Here is a 13,834-nt window from a genome sequence, read left to right as displayed (position 1 = left end):
GAGACCCTCGCTCCGCTTGCGTCTCGCAGCTCATGGGCTCACCCCCAACGCGGCGACGACCTGTGCGGTCCCGATCGCCACGGTCAGGAACGTCAGTACGCCGACCAGCGACGTCTTCGACGCCGAGCCGACGCCACAGACGCCGTGTCCGGACGTACAGCCCTTGCCGATCCGGGTTCCGATGCCGACTAGGATGCCACCAATGAACAGCCGCCACGGCTGGACGTCGGTCATCCAGAGTGTCACGCCGGCGACCTCGTACAGCTGGCCGGTCGTACCGGGTTCGTACAGCGAGCTTGTGACCAGACCGGACTGGAACGTCGCCGCGAACGCTAGGCCGCCCAGGATGATGCCGGCCGTGAACACGAGCCGCCAGTCACGCGAGCCGACGTACTGCTGGAACCGGGACTGGCCAGAGACGTACGACAGCGTCGACTCCAGGAACGTACTCGCCCCGGCTGGGATCCCCGTTCCGATGTAGATCAGGACGGTCCCGAGGCCGACGAGCAGGCCGCCGACGGCGTACCGGCTGATCCCGTTGGGGAAGAGGTCGGCAACCGCCTGGAGCAGTACAGGGTCAGTGACCATCGGCGTCGTTAGTCACCCGCGAGCGAGTTCTGGCTGGCGGCACAGTTGTTCGGCCCGAGTTCCAGGATGAACGCTTTCTCGTCGTCGACGGCGTTCTGCCCGAGGTTCGTCGCGATGATGTCCTCGTAGTTGGCCGGTCGCGGCGGCATGTCCGAGAGGATCAGGTCTACGAACGCGTCTTCGTCCATCGTGAGTGCGCCCATCTCCTCGACGAGCTCGCCGATGGGAGCCGTGTAGGTACCGTCTGCGGCGGGCTCGGCGGCGTCGCTGAAGTGCGCGCCACCGACGAGCGTGTCATCAGGCAGCGCGAGCACGCGTTCCTGGAGGGACTCGTAGAGCATGCGCGCGGCATCTGGCGCACCCTCGTCGCCCTCTTCGAGGTCGGGGCGGGCGACGCTCTCGACGAACAGCCCGTCGCCGGTCGCGAGCAGGCTGTCGTCGACGAGATACGAGGTCATCCCGGTCGTGTGGCCGGGCGTGTAGACGGCCTCGATGGTGGCGTCGCCGATGTCGAAGGTGTCGCCGTCCTCGGCCATGGTCAGTTCGTCCGCGTAGGTGACGCCGCGGTCGACGGCTGCCTCGGGGATGACGCCCTCGACACCCTCCGCGTCGAGATCGCGCACGCCCGAAATATGGTCTGCGTGGATGTGAGTGTCCAGCGCATACTGCAGGTCGACACCGAGGTCGTCGGCGTCCTCGAGGTAGCGGTCGGTGAACGCCCGCAACGGGTCGATGATCGCGGCTTCGTCGTCGTCGTAGAGGAGGTAGCCGAGACAGCCCGAGGACGGCCGCTGGTACTGCAACAGCGTACCGGCGCCGTCGTAGCGTTCGACTTCGACGGCCTCGTAGATGCTCGCCCAGCCATTCATTCCTTCTTCGAGGTGGTCGACGTCGTACCCGCGCTCCGCGAGCGTGCCCGCGACGTACTCGCTGGCGCCGCCCTTCGCGCAGAGGACGGTCACCTCGCGGTCGTCGGGGATCTGGTCGAGGACGGCGTCGTCGATGTCGTCGTCGAGGAACTCGAAATAGGGGACGTTGATCGACGTGACGTTCTCGCCGTCGATCCGCCACTCCTCGTAGTCCGATTGCATGCGCGCGTCGAGGAGTGTGACGTCCTCACCGGCGTCGATACGGTCCTTGAGCGATTCCGGGTCGACGGATTCGACGTCGACGTCCGGAGTCGGGAAGTCGTCGGCGTTCATGTTGTACAGTCGTTTCTACTGGGTGGACGCACAAAAGGATTTGCATAGTAATTCCTATTATGGACAATACTGCTAGCGGGAGAACGCGTATCAACTCGATTAAAACGTCTTTTAGGGCCTGAGAATGTTCCGACGCCTTAATGCGGGCCCACAGTAGTTATCGTCATCCACAAGAATCGACAATATTTTACTTGGCTAGGTGGTATTGTGCGATAGCTCCAATACAGACTTTCGGAGCAGATAACCAATGAGTGCTGAATTCGACATTACGGAGACGCTCGAAGTGAAAGGGGTATCGTGTCCCATGCCAGTGGTGAAGACGAAAACCGCCATCGACGATCTCGCTGAGGGAGAAGTCCTCGAAGTGCTAGCGACCGACCCTGGAAGCATGAGCGACATCGACGGCTGGGCCGACGGTACCGAGGGCGTTGAACTCGTCGACCAAACTGAGGGCGACGACGTGTACAAACACTACGTCCGCAAGACGGAGTGACGATGAGCACGGACACACCCGACGCGTCGGCTGACGACACGCCCACCAGGACATGGCTGACGCCGATATACAGCTCCTCGTCTAATTTCCGATGACCAAACTCAAAAACCCGGTCTCCCGGATTGTTGACGCCGTCGCGGAGGAAGAGGGCAGTGAGCCGGTCACACTCGAACCGCCACTAGCAGAGGTTGTCGATTCGGATGCACTAGAAACGCTGATTAAGGATTCGACGATATCTGACATCGAGATTCGCTTCACGTATCGCGGTCACGACGTCGTCGTCGATGAAAGCGGTCGCGTGCATGTCGACTGAAGCAGACCGCCGTTTCTCCCCCGTGTGCAGTATCCCGCTGACCACCACTTCAGCAGCGCTGTCCGGTTTCAACAAGTAGACCGTGAGAAACTGTCGTTGCGGGTTCCCGCGGAGAACGATGATTGCGTCAGGTCCACTCCGGTTCGAGGGCGTCCAGCAGCCTATCGACCTCAGCGCGAGTGTTGACCGCGTGGACCGACGCGCGGACGGCGTTCGGCGTCGGCAAGGCACGAACGACGATTCCCTCTGACGCGAGTCGGTCGACCGTCGCTTCGGGGTCGTCCACGTCGATGGTCACGAGTCCCGACTCGGGGTTTATCGGACTGAGAAGTCGATCGTCGGGGATGCCATTGGCCAGCTGGCCAGCCAATTCCTGGATCCGGTCAGCGATACGGTCGACTCCGACCTCGTCGATTGCCTCGATGGCCTCAGCCAAGGCAACGTGTGGTGCCGGGTTAGACGACCCAATCTCGAACCGTCGGGCGCCGGGCGCAAACTCGTAGGGGTCTGCAGTCGGCGTTTCGACGCTTCGGTAGCCAACTGTAGTGGGCAGAAGGGAGTCAGCGGCTTGGCGGTCGACGTAGAGGAAGCCGCCACCCCACAGCCCTAATAGCCACTTGTGGCCAGCAGCCGCGACGGCGTCCGCACCCCATTCGCCGACGTTTATCGGAAGCTGTCCCGGCACCTGCACAGCATCGACGAGGGCGAACGCGTTAGCCTCGTGGGCGATATCGACGAGGTCAGGGACGGGTAACCGGGTGCCGTGCGTCCACGTCACCGCACTGAAACACGCCAGGCGCGCGTCGTCGACGGCCTCAGCGAAGGCGTCGAGATCAACGCGACCCTCTTCGGTCTCGACGACGCGAACGTCGACGCCCTCCCGTTTCAGGCGTTGCCATGGGAGCGTCCCGGCCGGGTGCTCGAGGTCTGTCCGAACAACGGTATCGTTGGGCTCCCAGTCGATAGCGTTCGCGACGGCGTTGATGCCCGCGGTCGTGCTCTCCGTGAGCGCGATCTCGTCGTCGTTCGCACCGACGAAACTGGCGACGCGCTCCCGCACTCGGTCGTATGCGTCGAACGCTACCTCGTAGGGGTCGTTTCGAGTACTCGTTTCGTACTCGTGTGACCGTACGAATTCGTCGGCGGCTTCGACGACGTATCGTGGGCTCGGCCCATGAGCACCGAAATTCAGGTAGACATCTTCGTGCAGGGCAGGCGTGTCGGCGCGAAGTTCTCTGGGATTCATGTCGTTTCCGGTGAGTTAGTCGCGATACTGGGCGATCAGGTCGCGGAGTGTCTGTTCGTTCTGGCCGCCTCGAAGTTGTTTCACCGGTTGCCCATCGACGAACAAGACGAACGTGGGCGCGCTCTGAGCACCGAATTCGATCGCCGTTTCGAGATTCGATTCGATGTCGATCGTCAGGATCGTCGCGTCAGTGTCTTCCGCGAGTGCTTCGAGAACCGGCTCCATTCGTTTGCAGGTGCCGCACCACTCTGTGTAGAATTCCACGAGCGCGACGCTACTGTTTTCGACGACCGTCTCGATTTCGTCACCACCGAGCGAAACCACGCTGTCCATCTCCGTTGTCTGTGTTGCCATTACCAGACTCTACGCGTCGGATAGTTAATAGTCTTGGGCTAAGCGTGCAATACAGACCGGCGCGGTTAATCCCTCGACGGCATTGAGTGAGAGAGTGAAGTGAATCGGAAGCCGCCCGCTAGTGTGATTCCCCGTCGGCATACTCACGGCCGATTGCGCTTGCAACCGCCAGCAGGTAGCCCAGTCCGTACTGGACATCCGGATCACGTAATCCGCGAAGCAGGCCGACGGCCCCGACCTGCTCGGGCGGTTCGCGTTCCGCTTCACCGACACCCTTTAGCAGCGTCTCGATGCCGTCACGAGTGTCGCCGTCGGAAGCCGTCTGTGCGACCTCGCCCAGCGCGGCGCCGGTACCGGCTAGTGACCTGACCATCTCGTCGTCGAGCGCCGCGGTCGCCAGTGAGCCGACCTCCGCGAGCTCGGCCAGTTCGTCGAGCGTGCCGCTCCGCTGGAGCGCGAGCAACGTATCGAGTGCCTCACGCAGGTCGTCGCCGTTCTCTCCAACTGTCTCGGCTAGCGCCACCGTCTCGTCGGTCGCCAGCCCGTCGGCAGACTCCGCGAGCGTCGACCCCGTGGCCGAGAGCTCGCGGACCATCTCGTCGTCGAGCGCGCTCTCACCCAGCGAGAGCACGTCCAGTAGCTCGTTGACGGCGCCGAGGCGGTCCACGAACTCGGCAACCGCCTCGGGGTTCTGTTCAATCGCCGCCTCCAGCTCGGACTGCTCAGTATCTTGCTGTTCCGACATGATCAGAGTAGCCCTCGTGCAGTCAGCCAGTAGGACTCGTTGTACGCCAGCTTCGACCAGTGGAGCTTCTCCGAGGACGGTACCGGCGACGGCGGATTCTCGTAGTCGAACTCGACGAACGACGCCGCATCCATCCCCGTCTCGATGAAGCACAGGGTCTTCCCGTCGTAGGTCGCCGTCGCCGGGCGGTCCCGAATCTCGCTGGCGAGGCGCTGCCCGACGACGCCGGCCTGGTAGTGGGCGACGCTGCCCGCCTTCGGGACACCGGTGTCGGCGGTGTCCCCGAGCGCGTAGACGTTCTCGGCGGCCTCGGCTTCCAGCGTGTGCTTATCGACGTCGACCCAGCCGTCGTCACCGAGCCCCGCCTCCTCGATCAGGTTGACGCCGCCGTGGGGCGGGATCGTCACGAGGAGGTCGTAGTCGAGTTCGGTTCCCTCCATCGACGTGATAGTCTCCGCCTCGGAGTCGACCTCTTCGGCGTTGAAGAACGTCTCTACCTGGATGCCGCGTTCCTCCATGATCGGGCGGGCCCACTCGGCGATGTGGGGGTTGCCGTGGACGCGCTGGATGGGATACGTGTAGGTGATATCGACGTCCTCCTGCAAGCCCCGCTCGCGGAGCCAGTCGTCAGCCATGAAGACGAACTCCAGTGGTGCCGCCGGACACATGTGGGGAGTCCCGATGACACTCAACACGAGGTCGCCCTCGGTGAACTCCAGCAGTTCGTCGCGCAGGGCGGTCGCGCCCGACTCGCTGTAGTAGTTATGACCGCCCTCCCTGAGTCCGGGAATTTGGTCGCGCTCCAGCGTCGACCCGGTCGCCAACACGAGGTAATCGTAGTCGACTGACGGGGCGCTACCGTGGAACTGGAGCCGCTGGGACTCGGTGTCGATGTCGGACACGCGGTCGATCTTCAGGTCGACCGCATCGTCGACGAGGCCGTCGAGCGGGCGTCTGCCGTCGCCCGGTTCGCGCTGACCGAACGGCACGTACAGCCAGACCGGCTTGTAGACGTGATCGGGATCATCGTTGACCAGCGTGATGTGGGCGTCGCCGGTGCCAAGTTCGGGTTCGAGCCGGTCGGCGAGGTCGTTCGCGAGGACAGTTCCACCGGTCCCGCCGCCGACGATGACGACGTGCTCGGTCACGCTTTCTCCACGTAGAACGCGTTGTAGTCGTCGAACTCTTCGACGGCGAGCAGTTCGTTGCCGGCTTCCTCGGCCCACTCGGAAACGTCGGTAAGCGACTGGTTGTTGTCGCTCAGGAGCCGGATTACGTCGCCGGATTCGGCACTCCGAATCTTTCCGATGAGGTCCATCAATGGACCAGGGCAGGCTGCGCCTCTGGCATCGACGGTTTCGTCAGGTTCGATGTCAGTCATAGATGCCTCACAGGTGGTAGTTGGAAGTGAATTGTATTAGTATTGTGCGGTGATTCCAAGATTCTGAAAATCCGTGCATACGGTAGTCAGTGTGGCAGCCGGAGACTCACAGGAAAGCGGGAGAACTTATCGCTCGAACACGAGCCCGTAGTGATACGGCGGCAGATCGACATGCCGATTGAACACGAACGCCGACGACGAGCGCACGGTATCTTCGGTCTCTCCGGGCGTCATTCGAAGTTTCGTCGGGGGCCCACGGGGCTCACCCTCGACAGTCGTTGTTTCGCGCGGTCGCTCGTGCCAGTTGATGATCACGAGACTCCCGTCAGGTTCGACTGCGTCGAAAGCGTTCTGGACAAACCCCGCCTGGTCGTCGATGCCGTGGAACGTGTTTGCCACGACCAGTGTATCGACACGTTCGGGGAGTACCGCGGACAGGTTTCGAGCGTCGCCGTGAATCGGGACGACGTTCTCGATATTTTGTTGGTCTGCGAGTCGATTGAGTTCGGCGAGTAGGTCCTCGTCGAGGTCCAGCGCGTACACCGATCCCGGCTCGATGATGCGGGCGGCCGGCAACGCGAAGTACCCGCTTCCACATCCCACTTCAGCGACCGATTCGCCAGCCCCGATACCGAGCTTCCGGAGTGTCGCACCGGGCGTCGGCCAGAGCTTGCTCCACCAGCCCCAGTCTGGCTGGCCGGTGTTCTGGAACCGCTCCATCGCTATCAGGGGCAGGACGTATCGATACTCGACGGACGGTACAGGGGACCCACTCGAACGAGCCCAGTGCCGACGAGGATGAGGCCCGCCAGGGACAGCGCTGCGCCGAACATCGCCCCGAGTTCCAGGAGCCCGCCGAGTGTCACCAGGCCGAGGAGCCCAACCGCGAACCCGACGACAGTCCGAGTTCGCCTGTCCGTCGCACTAATATTGTTCATCATATCCACAATTACACAATACAGTTACCTAAGTCTTTCCCGACGAACAGACTGGCACTTGAGACGTTCTGACGGCAGATATATCGTGTCGCCGGGTCGCTACTGCTTGATCTGGGACCGCCACGCGGATGGAAGCTGTGTGTAGACGATTGCATTCTCGACGAGTAGGTCGACAGGGACGTACTCGTCGGGTGCATGCACGGTGTCGGTTCCGAGCGCGAATTCGATGGTTGGGATGCCCGCGTTCCGGAGTTTCTTCGCATCACCACCGCCTGTAGCACTCCGGCGGTAAACCCGGGTACCTGTGACAGCCGCTGCCGTCGACGCGACGGCCTCGACGAGCGGGCTGTCGGGCACCTCGGCGGTGCCGACACTCCAAGATACGTCCGCAATCGTGATCCCCTCACAGTCGGCAACGCAGTCGCGAATCTCCGCGAGCACGTCGGGAGTGTGGATACCAGCTGCCAACCGCACGTCGACCTCGGCGCGGGCAGACTGCGGGACGCTATTGATGGCGTCGCCACCTTCGAGGACGCCGAGATTGATCGAGGGGTACCAGAACAGCTCACGAGCGACGTCCTCGCCCATCGACGACGCGTAATACTCGATCGATTCCTCGATGATCGGGACTACGTCAGCGGCAATCTCGAGTCGCTTGGAACCGAACCGTTCACGCATGGTCTCGACCGCCTCGTACAGTCGGTCGATTGCATTCACGCCGAGTGGTGGCCGTGAGCCGTGGGCCCCCTCACCGCTCGCTTCGAGCGTCAACCAGATGCTCCCCCGATCGGCGACCGTCACTGAGTGCCGGCCTGCCTCGCAGGTCGGTTCGCCGATCACGCACGCGTCCGCATCGAGTCGTCCGTCCTCCAGCAGCGATGGGAGACCGGCGTCACCACCCACCTCTTCGTCGCTGACGAAGGCGAACAACAGATCGACGGGTGGAACAGCATCAGTGGCTGCAAAGGCCTGAATCGCGAACAGCATCGACGCCACGGCCCCCTTCATGTCGGTCGCGCCACGGCCGTACACCCGGTCATTGACGTGTTCGCCGAGTGGGTCGTATGTCCACGCGTCGGCATCGAACGGCACCGTGTCAAGATGTCCGTTGTACAGCAGCGTATGGTCCGTCTGGCCGGGGACCCGTACGAGGAGGTTCGGTTTCGCCGGATCGGCTACGAGACGCTCGACGTCGTACGGAAGCGGGTCGAGGAACTGCTCGATCTCGGAGACGATCTCACGCGTGTCGCCGGGCGGGTTCGACGTATCAATCCCAAGGAGATCGAGGGTGAGCGCGACCAGATCCTCGCGGTGTGCTCGGACGTACTCGGGAAGAGTCGTGTCGCTCATTCGTCCGCTACCTCTCCCTCGAGGACTTTCGCCGCCGTGAGAATCGGGTCCCAAACGGGGCTGAACGGCGGCGCGTACGCTAGGTCTGCGTTCCGGAGCTCGGTCACCGTCATACCGGCTGTGAGTGCCGTCGCGACCGTGTCGATGCGCTTCGCGCCTTCCTGACCGACCACGCTCCCACCCAGCAACCGACCGGAGTCCCGGTCGGCCAGCAGCGTGACCGTGAGTTCGGAAGCACCGGGATAGTAGTGGGCCCGCGTCGGTGCCGATATCGTCATCGAGACGGGGTCAAAACCAGCCTCTCGAGCCTGCTCCTCGTCGACGATTCCGGTCCGGGCGGCACCCAGGTCGAACGCCTTGACGATGGCCGTCCCGGCAATCTCTCCGACCTGTTCCGGGTTGCCGGCGACGGTCTGGCCGATGGCTCGGCCGGCGCGATTAGCCGTCAGCGCCAGCGGCACGTGGTCCGAGTTGCCGGTTACGACGTGGCGTGCCTCCGCGCAGTCGCCCGCAGCGTAGATAGTTTCGTAGTTCGTTCGGCCGTACTCGTCGGTCGCGATTGCCCCGGTTTCACCCAGCTCGATGCCGGCGTCTGCCGCGAGGTCGGTGTTCGATTCGACACCGACGCCGACGATGGCAATATCGGCGGGATGGGATTCGTCATCAAGGGTAACACGTTCAACCCGCTCGGCACCCGTGAAGCCCGAGACGGCGGTGGCAAGATGCAACTGGACTCCCTGCTCCCGGAGATGATCCTCGACGGCTTCTGCCACCGCCTCACCGAACGGCTGGAGGACGTGTGGCAGCATCTCGTAGAGGTGGACGTCGATGCCGTGTGCCGACAGCGCCTCGACCATCTCGATGCCGACGTACCCGCCGCCGACGATAGCTGCGGAGTCGGGTGAGTGTGCAGCGACGTAGTTCTCAATAGCGTCGGCCTCGTCCATGGCATGAATGGTGAACACGCCGTCGAGGCCGAGTCCGTCAAACGGTGGTTCGATAGCGCTTGCGCCCGTCGCGATGAGGAGGTGGTCGTAGGGCTGTTCGAACGTCTTGCCATCACCGCTGACGGTGACGGTTTCGGCCCCGGGGTCGATGCCGATGACTTCGTGGCCGGTCCGGAGATCGATATCGCGCTCGTCGCGGAACTCCTCGGGCGTCACGGTGACCAAGTCGTTCAGGTCCTCGACCTCGCCTTTGACGTAGTAGGGCATTCCGCAGGCCGCGTAGGACACCCACTCGCCCTTCTCGAAGACGACCACGTCCATCTCTGGGTCTTCGCGCTTGGCCTTGCTCGCGGCGCTCATCCCCGCAGCGTCACCGCCGACGACCACAAACGTGTCGCTCATGTCTTGAGATTGGTGCGACGATGCGAAAAGTATTTCGCGAAATCCACAATATTACAAAGCTCGGCTATGCGGCTCGAAGAGACCTTATCCGGAGTGGATCTCGGTCAAGTATTCGGCCATGGAAACTTGAGGTTCAAATGCAGTCCAAAGATACCCTTTTCACTAGAGCGGTCTGAAGCAGTTCAATTGACAGATACTGCGCTCTTTCGGAAGAGTATCCGAAGAGCTTTGTTCTTTAGACCCAATATAGTACATGAATGGCGCTCCCAATCGATCCGAGCCAGATCAATCCTGAGGACATCGGCGAAAAACAGGCAACCCTCGAAATGAGCCACGAAGACGCCATCGAACACGTCCGCGACGTGTTCACCGACGCCGGCTTCGGCGTCCCTGTCGAGTTCTCTCCCTCGGAAATGCTTAATGAGAAGATCGATGCGGGCCGCGACCCCTACTACGTGCTTGGCGCGTGCAACCCCGAGGTCGCCGACCGCGCCCTTGATGCGACCGACAACAAGCTCGGTGCTCTCATGGCCTGCAACGTCGTCATCTGGGAAGAGGAATCCGACAAGCAGCTCGTCTACCACGTCTCCATCATGCGTATCGCGCGCCTGGTCGGGATGGCGCCCGACAACGAGGAGATGGCTGACATCGTCGCCGACACCGGCGAACTCGTCGACGAAGCCTTCGAGAACCTCTAAGATGGGGCATCATACGTTCGACGCCGACCGTGCTGACAAACTCGAAGACGCACAGCGACGGTACCAGTTTCTCTCAGCGGAAGAGCTCTGCTGGGCCCTGTCACCCGACGGTGACGAAACGGTCGCGGACCTCGGGAGCGGGACCGGGTTCTACACCGACGACGTCGCACCGGCTGTCGACCATGTGTATGCTGTCGACATCCAAGAAGCGATGCACGACTACTACCGGGAGAAGGGTGTCCCCGAGAACGTCGACCTAGTGACGAGTGGCGTCGACGGCCTCCCGCTCGAGACCGATAGCCTCGATACTGTATTCTCGACGATGACCTACCACGAGTTCGCGAGCGAGCAGGCGTTGAGCGAAATCACACGCGTGCTCAAGCCACAGGGGACGTTCGTTATCGTTGACTGGGCAGCTTCTGGAAATGGGAGCCACGGCCCACCCGTCGACGAGCGGTTTTCCGCCGCTGAGACGTCAAGCGCGCTACGTCAGCACGGGTTCACAGTCGAGTTTGAGGCGGTGCGACCAGAAACATTCCTGGTGACGGCAACCGCCGATTGACATCTTCCTCCACCTAGGTGGAGAATATCACGACTTTGAAGCGACCTGGGAACGACGTACAGGTCGGAGTAAGGACAGTATTGGACGAGAGATCACTCATACCATATCGTCGAATACATGATTCGACGCGTACCGCTTCGGCTTTGCGAAGCCTGTATGAGACGGTCGAGCGCGGACAATCGAGTTTCGCTGCACGTTCGTTAAAAGTCGCCTCCCGTGGTGTCTTGTAGCACCCCTTTTTCCGAAACCCTATTCGTGAGCTCCTGTCTCCTACTACGCACATCTACTGAACGGCTGTTTCAGCAGGAAGGGTATCGAACTCATAGATCGTAACAGAGCCAGTAGCTCCGAATATCTCTCCCAGAGGCGGGCCGGACTTGGAAGCCCGTCACACCCGTTGTGAAGAGGAGTTCGGGCCTGGTCGCTCCGTTCGTGTGACGAACACTCACTCCACTCCTGCAAGAAGGGGTCACTCTCGGTTGCTGCACTCTGTGCCGATACAGCAGACAAATTTGGGGGCAAATTATTTTTGTGACCACGCCGAAGTCGCGTCTATGTCTCACGAGGTCGAAGACGAAACGACGGTGAACGAGAGCTACTCGGTGACAGTCCCAGCAGCAATCCGACGAGAGGCGGGTGTCGAAGCTGGCGACAAACTACGGTGGCACGTCGACGAAGACGGGCAACTCTCAGTCAAACTCGTGAAGCAACAGTATGGTGCGTTTTCGGAACTTGAGCCAGTCGATATCGGCGAATCGACTGACGCTGCCGACGATCACGACCTTATTGCGGGCGACTACTGATGGCCGTCGTCGTCGATGCGAATATTCTCATCGCAGCCCGCCTCACGCGCGATCAAAATCACGAGCGTGGAGCAGCGATCGTACAAGCTATCGACCAGGGTACACTCCCAACGGCGTACGTCCTGAGCGATGTACTCGAAGAGACACTCAATTACCTTCAGGCGAGGGGTGGACACGATGTGGCTACCGACACGCTCGATGCACTTATCGAGAGCAGTGGATTCTCACTGCGGCAGACGCCGAAGGCTGACTTCGACGCCGGCCGCTCGTTGTTCCGGCGATACGAGTCACTCTCCTTGACCGATGCAATTATCGCCGCAGCGATGCAACGAGAGGAGATTGACTATCTCTACAGTTTCGACGACGGATTTGACAGTGTCGCTGCGATCACTCGTCTCACAACCCCCGATAATCCGTTTGAACAGTAACCGCGACACGCTATGGTGGTAGTGCGGCGTCTGAAACCGTCCTACTGTACGACAATCGCAAGAAGAGTTAGCAGTTGTACCGAGTGGTTCTTAGGGTCTCTGCTCAATGGCGTTCTTTGCTCGGGCGGTCCGTCACACCCGTTGTGAACCAGAGATTCAGACTGGTCGCTCCCGATTTCTGCAGCTACCGAACAGCAACGCCAGCGGCAGCAGGGCACGTGCCACCGCGTCCATCGACGCCGGTTCTCTGTCGATTCTCTCTTTAGAGCGGGCTCGTCACAGGGTTACCCCGAAGACTCCACACAACGGGCGTGACGCCACCTGTGGTTGCCTTTCGGTCACTACTCTCTAGAAGACCCAGCCCAACGTAGCGTCGCTCGACTAAGCTCTCGGCAGTCTCGATGCCCATCGCGAGCAACTCGGTCTGGGTCTGGTCCCGGCCGACCTATCGGGTCTTCTCGATAAGGTCGTCACCGCCGATCTCGATCAGCTTCTCCCAGACCCGTTTGACTGTTTGACGATGCGGCTCTTTCCCCAGTTCGATGGTCAGGGCCGTCTCCACATCGTCCTTGGTGAAGAAGACGCCGCTGCCATCTGTCCGTTCAGTCGCCAACTCGGGCCACCGCTTCGCGACGCTGACCGATTGATCAAACGCTACGCTAGTGACGTGATCTTTGACTCAGGAGCGACGGTGGTAATCTTCTCCCGTCGTGACCTTCGATGACCATTCCGCTTGGGTCGTCAAGCGCAGTGGCCAGCTCTTTCGCTATCGTAGCCGACTGACCCGTAGCCTCCGAGGATCAGCGTCGTCATGCGGAGAGATCGACTCCCTTGAGTCGCCGAGCGTTAATGGCGACAATAATCGTCGACAGAGACATGAACACCGCACCGACCGCTGGCGACAGAAGGATGCCGATGGGTGCGAGGATTCCCGCGGCAAGGGGCAGCGCGAACACGTTGTAGCCAGTCGCCCAGACGAGGTTCTCCTGCATTTTCCGGTAACTCGCCTTCGAGAGCTTGATGAGACGGACGACATCCAGGGGATTGTTGTCGACGAGGATGATATCGCCCGACTCGATGGCTACGTCAGTCCCCGAGCCGATGGCGATACCCACGTCAGCTCTGGTGAGTGCGGGGGCGTCGTTGACGCCGTCACCGACCATCGCGACCAGCTTCCCCTCGGACTGGATCTGTTCGACCTTTGTGTCCTTCTCCTCCGGGAGCACCTCCGAGAAGTACTGGTCGATACCGAGTTCCTCGGAGACGGCCTTCGCGACGTCCTCGCTGTCACCGGTGAGCATCGCCACCTCGATGCCCATCGCGTGCAGCGCCTCGATAGCCTGCCGGCTTTCTTCACGAACGACGTCCGCCAGTGCGAACGCCG

The 13,834-nt window shown here is 61.6% G+C and carries 18 protein-coding genes and 1 pseudogene; 6 read left to right on the top strand and 13 right to left on the bottom strand.

All coding sequences use genetic code 11. The features are described from left to right. Positions 1 to 30: 30 nt before the first annotated feature. Positions 31 to 588 (bottom strand): YeeE/YedE family protein, encoded by a 558-nt coding sequence (locus tag EGH23_RS22265; RefSeq protein WP_220582190.1) that lies wholly within the window; start codon positions 586 to 588, stop codon positions 31 to 33. A gap of 8 nt (positions 589 to 596) precedes the next feature. Further along, positions 597 to 1,790 carry an MBL fold metallo-hydrolase gene (locus EGH23_RS22260; protein WP_220582189.1) on the bottom strand — a complete coding sequence of 398 codons (1,194 nt, stop codon included), beginning with the start codon at positions 1,788 to 1,790 and terminating at the stop codon, positions 597 to 599. A gap of 247 nt (positions 1,791 to 2,037) precedes the next feature. Between EGH23_RS22260 and EGH23_RS22255 the strand changes: the two genes are divergently transcribed. Both EGH23_RS22255 and EGH23_RS22250 read left to right on the top strand, forming a co-directional pair. Then, on the top strand, positions 2,038 to 2,283 hold the full coding sequence (locus EGH23_RS22255; RefSeq protein WP_220582188.1) for a sulfurtransferase TusA family protein: 246 nt from the start codon (positions 2,038 to 2,040) through the stop codon (positions 2,281 to 2,283). A 91-nt stretch (positions 2,284 to 2,374) separates the two neighbouring features. Next, positions 2,375 to 2,596 (top strand): HalOD1 output domain-containing protein, encoded by a 222-nt coding sequence (locus tag EGH23_RS22250; RefSeq protein ID WP_236045013.1) that lies wholly within the window; start codon positions 2,375 to 2,377, stop codon positions 2,594 to 2,596. A gap of 127 nt (positions 2,597 to 2,723) precedes the next feature. On the opposite strand, the gene EGH23_RS22245 is transcribed toward EGH23_RS22250, so the two are convergent. From EGH23_RS22245 to EGH23_RS22205, 9 genes are all read right to left on the bottom strand, one after another. Continuing rightward, positions 2,724 to 3,842, bottom strand: a complete 1,119-nt coding sequence (locus EGH23_RS22245) for an aminotransferase class V-fold PLP-dependent enzyme (RefSeq protein WP_220582187.1) — start codon at positions 3,840 to 3,842, stop codon at positions 2,724 to 2,726. A 15-nt stretch (positions 3,843 to 3,857) separates the two neighbouring features. Then, positions 3,858 to 4,196 carry a thioredoxin family protein gene (locus EGH23_RS22240; protein WP_220582186.1) on the bottom strand — a complete coding sequence of 113 codons (339 nt, stop codon included), beginning with the start codon at positions 4,194 to 4,196 and terminating at the stop codon, positions 3,858 to 3,860. Between the two features lie 118 nt (positions 4,197 to 4,314). Next, entirely contained in the window at positions 4,315 to 4,941 is a 627-nt protein-coding gene (locus EGH23_RS22235; RefSeq protein WP_220582185.1) for a helical membrane plugin domain-containing protein, read from the bottom strand. 2 nt (positions 4,942 to 4,943) lie between these two features. Beyond that, entirely contained in the window at positions 4,944 to 6,089 is a 1,146-nt protein-coding gene (locus EGH23_RS22230; RefSeq protein WP_220582184.1) for an NAD(P)/FAD-dependent oxidoreductase, read from the bottom strand. Next, a complete protein-coding gene (locus tag EGH23_RS22225; RefSeq protein WP_220582183.1) occupies positions 6,086 to 6,322 on the bottom strand; it encodes a sulfurtransferase TusA family protein in 237 nt (78 codons plus the stop codon). The genes EGH23_RS22230 and EGH23_RS22225 overlap by 4 nt, the downstream gene beginning before the upstream one ends. A 126-nt stretch (positions 6,323 to 6,448) precedes the next feature. Next, positions 6,449 to 7,042: a class I SAM-dependent methyltransferase gene (locus tag EGH23_RS22220; RefSeq protein ID WP_220582182.1), complete on the bottom strand. Its 594-nt coding sequence runs from the start codon at positions 7,040 to 7,042 to the stop codon at positions 6,449 to 6,451. Positions 7,043 to 7,047: 5 nt separating this feature from the next. Next, positions 7,048 to 7,263, bottom strand: a complete 216-nt coding sequence (locus tag EGH23_RS22215; protein ID WP_220582181.1) for a YgaP-like transmembrane domain — start codon at positions 7,261 to 7,263, stop codon at positions 7,048 to 7,050. A 96-nt stretch (positions 7,264 to 7,359) separates the two neighbouring features. Beyond that, a complete protein-coding gene (locus EGH23_RS22210; RefSeq protein ID WP_220582180.1) occupies positions 7,360 to 8,610 on the bottom strand; it encodes a M20 family metallopeptidase in 1,251 nt (416 codons plus the stop codon). Beyond that, on the bottom strand, positions 8,607 to 9,959 hold the full coding sequence (locus EGH23_RS22205) for an FAD-dependent oxidoreductase (RefSeq protein ID WP_220582179.1): 1,353 nt from the start codon (positions 9,957 to 9,959) through the stop codon (positions 8,607 to 8,609). Before EGH23_RS22205 ends, EGH23_RS22210 begins: the two co-directional genes overlap by 4 nt. A gap of 257 nt (positions 9,960 to 10,216) precedes the next feature. Here EGH23_RS22205 and EGH23_RS22200 point away from each other — a divergent pair, with 257 nt between their 5' ends. From EGH23_RS22200 to EGH23_RS22185, 4 genes are all read left to right on the top strand, one after another. Further along, on the top strand, positions 10,217 to 10,657 hold the full coding sequence (locus EGH23_RS22200) for a DUF302 domain-containing protein (RefSeq protein ID WP_220582178.1): 441 nt from the start codon (positions 10,217 to 10,219) through the stop codon (positions 10,655 to 10,657). Between the two features lies 1 nt (position 10,658). Then, a complete protein-coding gene (locus tag EGH23_RS22195; RefSeq protein ID WP_220582177.1) occupies positions 10,659 to 11,219 on the top strand; it encodes a class I SAM-dependent methyltransferase in 561 nt (186 codons plus the stop codon). A 554-nt stretch (positions 11,220 to 11,773) separates the two neighbouring features. Beyond that, the gene (locus tag EGH23_RS22190; RefSeq protein WP_220582176.1) at positions 11,774 to 12,022 is read left to right on the top strand and encodes an AbrB/MazE/SpoVT family DNA-binding domain-containing protein; all 249 of its coding nucleotides are present in this window, start codon (positions 11,774 to 11,776) and stop codon (positions 12,020 to 12,022) included. After that, positions 12,019 to 12,450, top strand: coding sequence for a type II toxin-antitoxin system VapC family toxin (locus EGH23_RS22185; RefSeq protein WP_220582219.1), 432 nt, complete (start codon positions 12,019 to 12,021; stop codon positions 12,448 to 12,450). The genes EGH23_RS22190 and EGH23_RS22185 overlap by 4 nt, the downstream gene beginning before the upstream one ends. Positions 12,451 to 12,712: 262 nt before the next feature. Here the strand turns inward: EGH23_RS22185 and EGH23_RS22180 are convergent. Beyond that, a pseudogene (locus EGH23_RS22180) lies at positions 12,713 to 13,096 on the bottom strand (hypothetical protein); the annotation flags it as partial. Positions 13,097 to 13,259: 163 nt separating this feature from the next. After that, positions 13,260 to 13,834, bottom strand: a 575-nt coding sequence (locus tag EGH23_RS22175; RefSeq protein WP_220582175.1) for an HAD-IC family P-type ATPase, incomplete at its 5' end; no start/stop codon positions are given.

The sequence above is a fragment of the Haloarcula nitratireducens genome, assembly GCF_019599505.1.
The sequence above is the reverse complement of the archived record's forward strand: the minus strand, read 5'-3'. Positions and strand labels throughout refer to the sequence as shown.

Bases quoted from the DNA above. Each gene is read 5' to 3' on its own strand.
- EGH23_RS22250 (WP_236045013.1), top strand. From the start codon at position 2,375: ATGACCAAACTCAAAAACCCGGTCTCCCGGATTGTTGACGCCGTCGCG.
- EGH23_RS22210 (WP_220582180.1), bottom strand. From the start codon at position 8,610: ATGAGCGACACGACTCTTCCCGAGTACGTCCGAGCACACCGCGAGGAT.
- EGH23_RS22235 (WP_220582185.1), bottom strand. From the start codon at position 4,941: ATGTCGGAACAGCAAGATACTGAGCAGTCCGAGCTGGAGGCGGCGATT.
- EGH23_RS22245 (WP_220582187.1), bottom strand. From the start codon at position 3,842: ATGAATCCCAGAGAACTTCGCGCCGACACGCCTGCCCTGCACGAAGAT.
- EGH23_RS22190 (WP_220582176.1), top strand. From the start codon at position 11,774: ATGTCTCACGAGGTCGAAGACGAAACGACGGTGAACGAGAGCTACTCG.
- EGH23_RS22200 (WP_220582178.1), top strand. From the start codon at position 10,217: ATGGCGCTCCCAATCGATCCGAGCCAGATCAATCCTGAGGACATCGGC.
- EGH23_RS22225 (WP_220582183.1), bottom strand. From the start codon at position 6,322: ATGACTGACATCGAACCTGACGAAACCGTCGATGCCAGAGGCGCAGCC.
- EGH23_RS22205 (WP_220582179.1), bottom strand. From the start codon at position 9,959: ATGAGCGACACGTTTGTGGTCGTCGGCGGTGACGCTGCGGGGATGAGC.
- EGH23_RS22255 (WP_220582188.1), top strand. From the start codon at position 2,038: ATGAGTGCTGAATTCGACATTACGGAGACGCTCGAAGTGAAAGGGGTA.
- EGH23_RS22220 (WP_220582182.1), bottom strand. From the start codon at position 7,042: ATGGAGCGGTTCCAGAACACCGGCCAGCCAGACTGGGGCTGGTGGAGC.
- EGH23_RS22260 (WP_220582189.1), bottom strand. From the start codon at position 1,790: ATGAACGCCGACGACTTCCCGACTCCGGACGTCGACGTCGAATCCGTC.
- EGH23_RS22265 (WP_220582190.1), bottom strand. From the start codon at position 588: ATGGTCACTGACCCTGTACTGCTCCAGGCGGTTGCCGACCTCTTCCCC.
- EGH23_RS22195 (WP_220582177.1), top strand. From the start codon at position 10,659: ATGGGGCATCATACGTTCGACGCCGACCGTGCTGACAAACTCGAAGAC.
- EGH23_RS22240 (WP_220582186.1), bottom strand. From the start codon at position 4,196: ATGGCAACACAGACAACGGAGATGGACAGCGTGGTTTCGCTCGGTGGT.
- EGH23_RS22215 (WP_220582181.1), bottom strand. From the start codon at position 7,263: ATGATGAACAATATTAGTGCGACGGACAGGCGAACTCGGACTGTCGTC.